This is a genomic window from Psychrobacter sp. TB20-MNA-CIBAN-0197 (assembly GCF_040309765.1).
Lineage (GTDB): Bacteria > Pseudomonadota > Gammaproteobacteria > Pseudomonadales > Moraxellaceae > Psychrobacter > Psychrobacter submarinus.
Genome location: NZ_JBEOPC010000013.1, coordinates 23,037 through 34,281 on the forward strand (window position 1 = coordinate 23,037; position 11,245 = coordinate 34,281).

Below are 11,245 nucleotides of genomic sequence, written 5' to 3' on the forward strand. Positions count from 1 at the left end.
CGCTTCATGGCAGCGAATATCTAGTCGATGTCCCTTGTATTCATCAGCACCATAACCATATATAATGGCGACAGACTAAGCTGAGTAATGAAAAGTTGAGTAATGAAAAGTTGGGTAATAATAAAACGTTGGGCTACATCTGGGCTTACGCGCTTTAATTATTGAATATTTCCATAGGTTAATAAATTATGTTATCAAAGATTGTAGGCAGTGTGGTTGGCACCAAAAATGACCGTGAGCTCAAGCGTATGCGCAAAGTGGTCGCTAAAATTAACGCCCAAGAGGCTGGCGTGCAAGCCCTGTCTGATGAGCAACTGCAGCAAAAAACGGCGGAGTTTAAGGCTAGACATAAAAACGGCGAGAGCCTAGATGCGCTATTGCCAGAAGCGTTTGCTGTCTGCCGTGAAGCCTCACTGCGTGTCACCGGCATGCGTCATTATGACGTGCAGCTAATCGGTGGTATTACCTTGCACGAAGGTAAAATCGCTGAGATGAAGACCGGTGAAGGTAAAACTTTGATGGCAACCCTCGCCATGTACCTAAACGCCATCAGTGATAAAGGCGTGCACTTAGTCACCGTCAACGACTATCTAGCCGCGCGTGATGCCGACTTAAACCGGCCGTTATTTAGCTTTTTGGGTCTAAAGGTAGGCGTGATCTACTCGCAGCAGCCCGCGCAAGATAAGGTCGATGCTTATCAAGCGGACATCACCTATGGTACCAACAACGAATACGGCTTTGATTATCTCCGCGATAACATGGTCTTTAGCCTTGCAGAGAAAAAACAGCGTCCGCTAAACTTTTGTATTATTGATGAGATTGACTCCATCTTGATCGATGAGGCGCGTACGCCGCTGATTATCTCAGGGCAAGCGGAAGATTCATCACGCATGTATGCGCTGATCAATACGATTATCCCGCTGCTTAAACGCTCAAAAGATGAAGAAGCCAATAAAGAGAACGAAGACGAAGACTTCTGGATCGATGAAAAGAATCGCCAGATTGAGATTAGCGAAAAAGGCTACGAGAAGATTGAGCGCTTCTTAGTCAAAGTTGGCGAGCTTGGGGAAAACGAGAGTCTTTATAGCCCAAGCCGTCTACCGCTGCTGGCACACGTACAAGCTGCCATTCGTGCTCATCATGTCTTTGTCAAAAACGTCCACTATATCGTTAATGATGGTGAAGTCATCATCGTCGATGAAAACACCGGCCGGACGATGCCGGGCCGCCGCTGGTCAGAGGGCCTGCACCAAGCCGTCGAGGCCAAAGAAGGCGTCGAGATTCAGGCGGAGAACCAGACGCTTGCGACCACCACTTTCCAGAACTTTTTCCGTCTGTATGACAAGCTATCTGGTATGACTGGTACTGCCGACACTGAAGCGGCAGAATTTAAATCCACTTATGATCTAGACGTTATTGTCATCCCAACGCACAAGCCAATTGCCCGTATCGATATGGATGATCAGATCTATCTGACCAAATTAGGCAAGTATCAAGGCATCATCCGCGAGATTAAAGAGATTCAGGCCAAAGGTGCGCCAGTGCTCGTCGGTACTGCAACGATTGAAGCGAGCGAGGAGTTATCGTATTTGCTCGATCAAGAAGGCGTCAAGCATAATGTCCTAAACGCCAAGCAGCACGAGCGCGAAGCCGATATCATTGCGCAGGCAGGTAGCCCAAAGTCCGTCACTATCGCGACCAATATGGCAGGCCGTGGTACCGATATTATCCTAGGTGGTAACTGGGAGTCGTTTATCGCAGATCCAGAAGCAGTAAGTCCGGACGAGATGCAGCGGCTCAAAGCCCAATGGCAAGAAAAGCATGATCAGGTCGTCGCCGCAGGGGGTCTACATATTATCGGCTCAGAGCGTCACGAATCACGCCGTATCGATAACCAGCTGCGTGGCCGTGCCGGTCGTCAAGGTGATCCTGGTATGTCACGTTTCTTCTTGTCTTTAGAAGATGATCTGATGCGTATCTTCGCCGGCGACCGCGTGGTCAACATGATGAAGGCAATGGGCCTCAAAGAAGATGAAGCTATCGAGCATAAGATGGTTTCTAAGTCTATCGAAAACGCGCAGGGTAAAGTTGAGAGCCGCGATTTTGACGCTCGCAAAAACCTACTTAAGTACGATGATGTCGCCAATGAGCAGCGTAAAGTTATCTACAGTCAGCGCGATGATTTGCTTGCAGATATGGACTTGTTAGAAGCTATCGAGGCGATGCATTACGATGTCTATAACGCGATGATTGACCAATTTATACCGCCAGGCTCTATCGATGATCAATGGAATATCGATGGGCTAGAAGATGAGCTAGAGGACGAGTTCAAGCTCTACATGCCAATCAATGATTGGCTAGATGAAGATCGTCGTCTCGATGAAGAAGGTCTACGTGCCAAAATTATCCAGACGGCGTTAGAGCATTATCGAGGTCGCCGTGAGCAAATGGGCGAAAAAGAAGCCGCGCAGCTCGAGCGTCACTTTATGCTGCAAAGCCTAGATAAGCACTGGAAAGAGCATTTGACGCAGATGGATCAGCTGCGTAAAGGGATTCATCTACGCGGTTATGCGCAAAAAAACCCCGAGCAAGAGTATAAGCGCGAATCCTTTGAGCTGTTCCAAATGATGCTTGGCGCGATTAAGTCTGAAACGGTACAAGACTTATCTCGCGTACACATTCCTACTAAAGAAGAGATCGAAGCGTTAGAAGCGCAGCAACGTGCGGATGCTGAGCGTATGCAAATGCAGTTTGAACACAAAGACGCAAGCGGCCTTGCCGGTAATGAGCAACAAGCGGCTGCTCATAACCCTAATCAAAGCCAAGGTCAACGCCAAAGCCAAGGTCAAACGCAAACCGCACGCGCCAATCTAGCCGGCGCTGCAGCGGCGGGCGCTGCTAATGGCGCAGAGGGTAACCCTTACGCCAATATGAATATCAGCCGTAACGCGCCTTGTCCTTGTGGCTCTGGCCTTAAGTACAAGCAGTGTCATGGCAAGATCTAAGCAAAGCTGCGCTTAAAATCATTTATAGCTGTTATAAACCCTTATCTATCTTGGATGAGGGTTTTTTTATAGCGGTGAGTTCACTTACTAATCAGTTGCTAAATCGACTTTAAAACCCAGTAAACTATTTGCTAATATAAAGCAAAGAGCTAGTGACAGTTATGCTTGGTTTGGTTTGGTTTGTATTTGAAGCGCAATGCTGCTCGTTTACAAATCCGATATAGGCGCACAGACAGTGACAAGCTATAGTATTGAACATCAAAGGTATTGAACGTCAAGTTATAATAACTGATTAGCCTTACAAGTTAATATGGTCAGTTTTTAGCACATATATTTAGGAGATAGGCATGAGCCTAGGATTATCAAAATCGTTACGAGCGTCTGCAATGATGACCGGAGTATTCGCTTGCGTCATTAGCCTCAGCGCTTGCCAACAAGAGCCTGAAACTGAACCCAGCTTAGAAGAAGACATTGCCGTTGAGCAAGCCGTGCCGATGTCAGCAGAACCTGCTGAGCCTAATGATACCGTCGTTGCACCTGATGCTACGCTCAATGAAGTACAAGACGATACGGTCGCTGAAGTAAACACTGGAATCACCCAAATCACTTACTTGTGTGCGCCTGAGCTAAAAGTCGACGTCACTTATAAAGACGAGAGTAACGAAGCGGTGCTAAGCACAGATAAAGGGACGGTTACGGTCAGTAAAACCAATCAAGGCACGAACCCAGAAGTCTACGAAGGCACCACGGCAATTGATGGTAGCGCAGGCTTCACCCAGTGGCGAGTGGCGCATCAAGCGCGCGAGACTGGCATAATTCGTACCGCTAGTGAAGGCGAGTCTGATATCAATACTTATCAATGTGATGAAATCGACTAGTATTGTCAGACTTAGCGAAGTATTAGACTTAGCTAAACTGTAAAACTAAAAAAAGCAACGCTGCTTTATATCAGCGTTGCTTTTTTTATTCGATACGGTTTTGACCAAAAATGCAGACTTATTTTTTAAGCGCCTGTTGATTTTCGTGCTCTAATAGCCCTTCTTCTTTAACATCAAGCTCTTCATGCTTCAGTTCGACTTGAATCGTATCGGTATGGGTGTGCTTAGTTTTGCTAATATCGATTTCTTGGATAGCATAAGTATCTTTGGTAATAGTCGCTACTTGTCTGGATAGCACAATCTCCACCGGCGCATCACCAATCTCGACTTGCTTGCCATTAATAGTGACCACCGCTTTACTATCTAAAGTTGGCTCAACACGGCGTAAGATATCTTTGTCATCAAAATTACCTGATAGCATATCTTGGCTTTCACTATCTTCATAGGCGGTAGCTACGGTGATGTATTCTTCGACCAATTCGATAGGCACATCTATTGTTCTGGTGCGCGCATGCTTAGTGACAGTGACCTTGCCGACATCTAAACGCTCTTTATTGACTACAGGACGCTCTTCTAATAGCTCAAGATAGCCGCTGCCTTTATTGACGTTTGCTCCTGCTAAATGGTTGACGCCAGTTGCAGTGTTACTACCTTGACTTGTCACATCATCGGGAGCTGGAAGTTTATGCTCGCTGGCATGATCTTCTATTTTCTTATCCGTAGTATTATCAAGATGAGTGTTATCAAGATTAGTATTATTAATGTCGGTTGCTGGATTTAATGGTTTATTAGATTCATTATTCATAGTCGTCTTCCTTGTTATTCTCAGTTGTGTGCTATAGCTCATATAATAGCTGTTAGTAGTAAGCTCACTCTGAACATAAAAAAAGACCAGAGACTAGCTCTGGCCTTAATCTACTGAGATGACTCAGCTGCTTTTAACTATCATAAAGTATTTTATGAGTAGTGTAGCTTATTACATACCACGAGCGCGGCGGACATCTTCGGCAGTGATATCGTCACGGCCATATAAGTTACCTTCACGGTCAACGACATTACCTTCGTCATTAACATCAAGCTCTTCGCGCTGAATGGTTTCAACGATAGTTTCAGTATGACGCTCAGTCGTTTTACCAACGCTAACTTCTTCAGTGACGTAAGTCTCTTTACCAACGCGAGCACGTTCTGCTTCTAGCTCTACTTCGACAGTCTCGCTTGCATCGGCATCACCGATTTTACGGTCAGTAACACGGTCTACGTTAGTACGCTGAATATTAGCATGCTCTTCTTCTAACTCAACATTGACGTTACGCTCTTCAGTTACGACATGCTTACCCACTTTGACTAAACCTGCAACGATACGATCTTTATTTACCGTTAGACGTTCTTCTAGTAGCTCTAGAGTGTTTGGCGCCTCGTAATGGGTGTCGTCAATTTCTACACGCTCTTCAGTAGGCACAGTATCCGCTACAAAAGCCTGACGATCTTTTTCGTACTGCTCTTTATAGCTGTACTGATAATCGTGATCATAAACTTCCATCGCTTCTACCTGTGATTTAGTCAAACTATCAAAGAAAACATCATCACCAACAATACGAGCGAGACCCGCAGGTACCAATACTTCTTTTGAGCTGAACCAGCCGCCTGCGTCAACGATTAAGTAGCGAATACGACCAGTGGTATCTTCAACTAGAGCGCCATCGATTTTACCGATTTTTTCTTCGTTGACACCATAAGCAGTTTTACCAGTTGGGTCATAATAATCATCACCAATTAGGTCACGGTGAGTCGCTTGGATATCTTGTAAACGGATAAGTTGGCTCATTATTATCTTCCTTTTATATGAGTTAATTTTTATTGAAAATGAAAATTTGAATGATAAATACTAATACTTAGAATATAGCAGTCAAAATCTTAACAGCTGATCTGATGGCCGCTAATTCTGTAAAATCTGTAAAATTTCAGTTCAGTAAGTGAATTAGTTATTGTCAATTACCTCACCTCAACTGGTTATTAGAATAACAAGAGCACGGGGCAGGGGGTATATAAGCGAAGTAGCAAAATGTGCGATAGACGTAAAAGCGTGTAAAAGGCTGTAAGCGCTATAACATGGCAAAGGTATAAGTTAACGCTTGTTTACAGTAAAGACTTTTTTGTGCTATTTTTGGGATTTTGACTAAAATAAAAAACCGCATAGCCTGAGCTGATGCGGTCATAATGAATAAATGGTTAGACTAAAAACTGAGCATTTCGCTCTATGGTAGTTCGATAGCCACTGCTACTGCTTCGCCGCCACCGATACATAGGGTCGCGATGCCTTTTTTGCCGCCAGTACGTTGTAGCGAGTTGATTAAGGTGATCAAGATACGTGCTCCAGAGCAGCCAACAGGATGACCCAGCGCACAAGCACCACCTTCAACGTTGACTTTGCTATGCTCGATATTGAGCTCGTCCATAGCCGCCATAGTTACCATAGCAAAGGCTTCATTAATCTCCCAAAGATCGACATCAGCGACGGACCAACCTGCCTTATCTAAGACCTTTTCGATCGCTCCTATAGGCGCGATAGTGAACTCGCTAGAATGACGAGAGTTTGAGGCAGTAGCGATAATACGCGCTTGAAAATCTAAGCCTTCGTTTTTCGCCTGCGACTCTTTCATTACCACTACTGCCGCGCCGCCATCTGAGATGGAGCTGGCATTGGCGGCGGTGATAGTGCCTTCTTTGGCAAACGCAGGACGTAGCTTAGGAATGCGCTCGGCATTAGCAAGCCCTGGCTCTTCGTCGGTATCGACAGTTTGCTCGCCTTTACGAGTCTCGAAAGTGACTGGCGTAATTTCGTTCTCGAAATGACCGTCTTTGATCGCAGTTAACGCGCGATTTAGCGATTCGATAGCAAACTCGTCCATTTGTTCGCGGCTATAGCCTTTTTTATCTGCCATCTCTTGCGCAAACTGACCCATAAGCTTGCCGGTTTCGGCATCTTCTAGACCATCCAAGAACATATGATCTTTGACTTCTTTATGGCCCATACGGTAGCCTGCGCGCGCGCCTGACATGATATAAGGCGCATTAGTCATCGACTCCATGCCGCCAGCCACAGCGACATCAAAGCTACCGGCTTTGATACCGTTATAAGCCTCCATCACCGCTTTAAGGCCAGAGCCGCAAAGCTTATTGATAGTAACTGCGCCAGTACTATCTGGCAAACCGGCTTTGCGCATGGCTTGACGAGCAGGAGCTTGACCCAAACCTGCGGTCAAAATACAGCCCATAATCACTTCATCCACACTATCTGCGCTGACACCCGCGCGCTCAACAGCGGCTTTGATAGCAGCGGCGCCTAAGTCAGGTGTGCTGACGTCTTTTAGAGCGCCTTGAAAGCCGCCCATCGGCGTCCGTGCGCCATTGACGATTACGATTGCATCATTTGACATAGTTTTTCCCTTTTTTGATATTCGTTATTAATAGCTAGCAATAGCCGTGCTTTTATTATAAGGGCTAAAGGCTTGCTTTAAAATGCTAAACCACGTACTAGGCATTCTGCAAAAAAAAGCTAGCCACTAATCGATTAAGCCGCGGTTAAGCCAACTCGTCCAAGCGAATACGCACCACTTTATCCGTGATAGCCTCTAAGTTTTCTATCTTTTCAATCGCTAGGTTCATCTGACTCTCGACCACTGGCAAGGTTAAGATAATGACTGGCACTTGGCCGGCTTTATGCGCAGGCTTTTGCAAAATAGCATCGATATTGATACCAGCATCGCTGAGTATACGCGTAATATCTGCCAGCACCCCTGGATTATCAAAAGCATGCACACGTAGATAATACCCGCTAGTCATCTGCTCTGCTCGTAAAATGGGCGTATCAGATAGCTGCTCCGGCTGAAACGATAAGTGCGGCACATGTTTGGCAGCCACGTCACTACCAAGCACGCGTACCAAATCCATGACATCGGCCATTACCGCAGAAGCGGTCGCGCCTGCACCAGCGCCATCACCATAATATAGCGTCTGACCGAGTGGATGTGAGTTGACCAATACTGCGTTTTTGACGCCATTGACGTTCGCTAATAAAACATCTTGCGGAATCAGCGTCGGATGGACACGCAGCTCAATACCTGCCTTATCATTATCACCGTCTCCATCACGGCGTACCGCAAAACCGACGTGCTTGATACGGTAGCCCAGCTCTTCGGCATAGCTGACATCCTGTAAGGTGATATCGGTAATACCTTCGCAATAGACTTTATCAAACTGTAGCGGAATACCAAAAGCAATAGAGGCGAGCAGGGCAAGCTTGTGCGCCGCATCAATCCCTTCAATATCAAAAGTCGGATCAGCTTCTGCGTAGCCAAGCTCTTGTGCTTCGCTGAGCACATCAGCGAAAGGACGACCCTTATCGCGCATCTCGGTCATGATGAAGTTGCCCGTACCATTGATGATACCTGCTAACCAGTCGATTTTATTAGCTGCTAAAGCCTCTCGCATCACTTTAATAATCGGAATACCACCAGCGACCGCCGCTTCATAAGCGACATGAACGTTATTGGCTTCTGCTGCCGCGAAGATCTCATTACCGTGCTCAGCAAGTAGCGCTTTGTTGGCAGTGACCACATGCTTACCGTTATTGATGGCTTGCAGAATGACGTCTTTGGCAAGCGTCGTACCGCCGATCAGCTCAATGACAATATCAACATTATTACTGGCAGCAACTGCCATCAGGTCACTATTTTGGGTAATAGCAGGGTCGATATCATCACGCTGACGACGGGTGCCGACTTCAGTGATGGTAATATCGCGCCCACTACGGCGTTTGAGTTCGTCTAAATTGTCATTTATCAAATGGACGACGCCAGTACCGACAGTACCGAGTCCAAGTATCGCTAGTTTTATGGATTTACTCACAGTATCCTCGATGAAATAGATGGATAAAAATTCAAACTAAAAAGAAAAGCTTAATCGACCCTAGGTTGCATAGCCGTATCATACCGATAAGCAAAGGTGGCGTCTACCTAACGCCCCGTATCAATGTCACTTGACATTTACTATTGCAATTTGCTTTTTTTCATCAAGCGCCCTTATTTATGCAGGCGCTATGATTGAGCGTTACTATAATGGTAGGGCAATGGCATGGGCTTAGTTATTAAGCGCAGCTTCAGCCAATTGCGCCGCTGGCAAGTAGCCGCCGATCTGTTGCCCCGACTCAGTAAAGATGGCAGGCGTACCACGCACGCCTAAGCTTGCGCCTAACTGCATGTGCTTAGCCACAGGACTCTGGCAAGCAGGTGCTGAGATATTCACATCTTCATTTTTTGCTTGATCCATTGCCTGTACGCGATCGTCGCTGCACCAAATGGCTTCCATAAGCGGAATACTGGCTTCACTGCGTGGCCATGCCAGATAGCGAACTTCGATACCGCGGGCATTGATGTCATCCATCTCAGAATGCAGCTTAGTGCAATAAGGGCAATCAGCATCGGTGAATACGTAGACGACCGCTTTGGTTGCTCCAGTAGCCGGATAGATAATCAGCTCATCTTTGTCAACCGCTTCTAATGCTTGTTGGGCATTAGAAGCCATAAGTGCGGCGCTGATATCGACAGGCGCGCCGTCACCTATGCTGATGATTTGTCCTTGAATGATATGCTTGCCAGCTTTGTCAGTGAAGAAAGAGGGTAGACCCTCAGCGCTGACCCAGTAGATATCATCCATAGCGGTAGGCACAGCTGAAGTCACAGTCTCTTCAATGCCAGAGGCGTCTAAGTTGGCTTGCAAAGCGCTCACTACTGCCGCATCGTTATCAGGCGCGCTCGTCGCTGCAGCTGCTTGGGTGTTAGTAGTAATCTCAGGGTTAGTCGCGTCAGCGGCATTGTTTGAACATCCCGCCGCTACCACTACCAGTAAGGAGCTCATCATCGCTCGCGTTAGTTTGCTGCGTACAGAGTTATAAGCAAGTTTATAGCGAGCCGCGCGAGCTTTTGGAAAAGGGAGTACAGACATATAACGTTTCCTATAAGCGCTAGCGCTTATCTATGGTTTGGTAGTAGAGGCAGATAAAGCACGAATAAAGCTTAAATAAAATCTGAGTAAAATCTAAATAAAACATTGTATCTTAACATATTTTATTAAATAGGCGCGAAGCTAGATACGCTTATCTTAGCATCACCTAAAAAACAGAGGGCATCAATAATAGACAGTATTAATATAAGTATTCATGTCATCAGTGTCGAATTTTATACAGCCTTTATAAGGAAATCAAAAATAAAATACATTCTTACTATGTTATGTCGTCGTTATGTCATCTATAGTTTTGATAAACTACAACCAGTAGCTAATTTCATAACGCTCAAAATTAAATATAAATATTTAGATATTAGAGATGTTTAGATATAAACAATAATTAAGGAATACTCATGGCAAGCGGCAGCTTATTATTATTGCTTGATGATATTAGTCTACTTATGGATGACGTTTCTGTCATGACCAAAGTAGCAGCCAGAAAAACGGCAGGTTTGGTAGGGGACGACTTGGCACTAAATGCAGAACAAGTCACTGGTGTCAGACCCAGTCGTGAGCTGCCTGTCATTTGGGCAGTTGCCAAAGGTTCTTTCGTCAATAAACTCATTTTAGTACCAGCAGCGCTGATTATTAGTTATTTTGTGCCATGGCTGATTACGCCCTTATTAATGATTGGTGGTCTGTTTTTAAGTTATGAAGGTGCTGAAAAGATCATTCATAAGTTTTGGCCCACTTTACTCGATAGTGATGAAGAGCACGAGGCACGGCGAACGGTTAACGCGGAAAATGAAGATAGAGTAGCGTTTGAAAAGAGTAAGATTAAAGGCGCTATTCGCACTGACTTTATTTTATCCGCTGAAATACTCGTGATCTCTTTAGGGGCGGTAACAGATGTGGGCGGCGATATACTACAAAAAGGTATTGTACTATCTATTATTGCTATTGTAGTCACTGTTGGTATTTATGGTTTAGTAGCCGGTATTGTAAAAATAGACGACGCTGGACTGCATTTAATTGAGGGTTCTGAGGCGGGTGAGGGCAAACGTAAACTCGGTGAGTTTATGTTATCTGCTGCACCAAAGCTGATGAAGTTTTTATCGATAGCCGGTACGATAGCTATGTTCTTGGTCGGCGGCGGTATCATTACCCATGGTATTGGTTATTTAGATAGTTTGGTAAAAACAATAGTTGCGCAAATTGGGGTATTAGATGGCTTGGTAACCATGCTATTGCAAGGTGTGGTTGGTTTAATCGTTGGGATTATTGTCTTGGGGGTTTTGACTGTTATTGGCAAATTACGCGGTGATAATGATGCAAAGTCAGCTGCACATTGATTTATCA

8 protein-coding genes are annotated in these 11,245 nt (G+C 45.5%); 3 read left to right on the top strand and 5 right to left on the bottom strand.

The annotated features are described in order from the left end of the window. The first annotated feature begins 188 nt into the window (after positions 1-188). Both secA and AAEY83_RS05680 read left to right on the top strand, forming a co-directional pair. Positions 189-3,005: a preprotein translocase subunit SecA gene (secA, locus tag AAEY83_RS05675; RefSeq protein WP_025646414.1), complete on the top strand. Its 2,817-nt coding sequence runs from the start codon at positions 189-191 to the stop codon at positions 3,003-3,005. A 347-nt stretch (positions 3,006-3,352) separates the two neighbouring features. Continuing rightward, positions 3,353-3,883, top strand: a complete 531-nt coding sequence (locus AAEY83_RS05680; protein WP_025646415.1) for a hypothetical protein — start codon at positions 3,353-3,355, stop codon at positions 3,881-3,883. Between the two features lie 118 nt (positions 3,884-4,001). Here AAEY83_RS05680 and AAEY83_RS05685 read toward each other — a convergent pair whose 3' ends face one another. The 5 genes from AAEY83_RS05685 to AAEY83_RS05705 all read right to left on the bottom strand — a co-directional run bounded on the left by AAEY83_RS05685 (position 4,002) and on the right by AAEY83_RS05705 (position 9,886). Next, entirely contained in the window at positions 4,002-4,688 is a 687-nt protein-coding gene (locus tag AAEY83_RS05685) for a YsnF/AvaK domain-containing protein (RefSeq protein WP_025646416.1), read from the bottom strand. Positions 4,689-4,859: 171 nt separating this feature from the next. Further along, positions 4,860-5,708, bottom strand: a complete 849-nt coding sequence (locus AAEY83_RS05690; protein ID WP_037059438.1) for a DUF2382 domain-containing protein — start codon at positions 5,706-5,708, stop codon at positions 4,860-4,862. Between the two features lie 430 nt (positions 5,709-6,138). Then, on the bottom strand, positions 6,139-7,320 hold the full coding sequence (locus AAEY83_RS05695; RefSeq protein WP_025646418.1) for a thiolase family protein: 1,182 nt from the start codon (positions 7,318-7,320) through the stop codon (positions 6,139-6,141). 145 nt (positions 7,321-7,465) lie between these two features. Then, a complete protein-coding gene (locus AAEY83_RS05700; protein ID WP_025646419.1) occupies positions 7,466-8,791 on the bottom strand; it encodes a homoserine dehydrogenase in 1,326 nt (441 codons plus the stop codon). Between the two features lie 231 nt (positions 8,792-9,022). After that, positions 9,023-9,886: a DsbC family protein gene (locus tag AAEY83_RS05705; RefSeq protein ID WP_025646420.1), complete on the bottom strand. Its 864-nt coding sequence runs from the start codon at positions 9,884-9,886 to the stop codon at positions 9,023-9,025. Positions 9,887-10,299: 413 nt separating this feature from the next. Between AAEY83_RS05705 and AAEY83_RS05710 the strand changes: the two genes are divergently transcribed. Beyond that, the gene (locus AAEY83_RS05710) at positions 10,300-11,238 is read left to right on the top strand and encodes a DUF808 domain-containing protein (protein WP_025646421.1); all 939 of its coding nucleotides are present in this window, start codon (positions 10,300-10,302) and stop codon (positions 11,236-11,238) included. Positions 11,239-11,245 lie beyond the last annotated feature (7 nt).

Bases quoted from the DNA above. Each gene is read 5' to 3' on its own strand.
- AAEY83_RS05710 (WP_025646421.1), top strand. From the start codon at position 10,300: ATGGCAAGCGGCAGCTTATTATTATTGCTTGATGATATTAGTCTACTT.
- AAEY83_RS05685 (WP_025646416.1), bottom strand. From the start codon at position 4,688: ATGAATAATGAATCTAATAAACCATTAAATCCAGCAACCGACATTAAT.
- AAEY83_RS05680 (WP_025646415.1), top strand. From the start codon at position 3,353: ATGAGCCTAGGATTATCAAAATCGTTACGAGCGTCTGCAATGATGACC.
- AAEY83_RS05695 (WP_025646418.1), bottom strand. From the start codon at position 7,320: ATGTCAAATGATGCAATCGTAATCGTCAATGGCGCACGGACGCCGATG.
- secA (WP_025646414.1), top strand. From the start codon at position 189: ATGTTATCAAAGATTGTAGGCAGTGTGGTTGGCACCAAAAATGACCGT.
- AAEY83_RS05705 (WP_025646420.1), bottom strand. From the start codon at position 9,886: ATGTCTGTACTCCCTTTTCCAAAAGCTCGCGCGGCTCGCTATAAACTT.
- AAEY83_RS05690 (WP_037059438.1), bottom strand. From the start codon at position 5,708: ATGAGCCAACTTATCCGTTTACAAGATATCCAAGCGACTCACCGTGAC.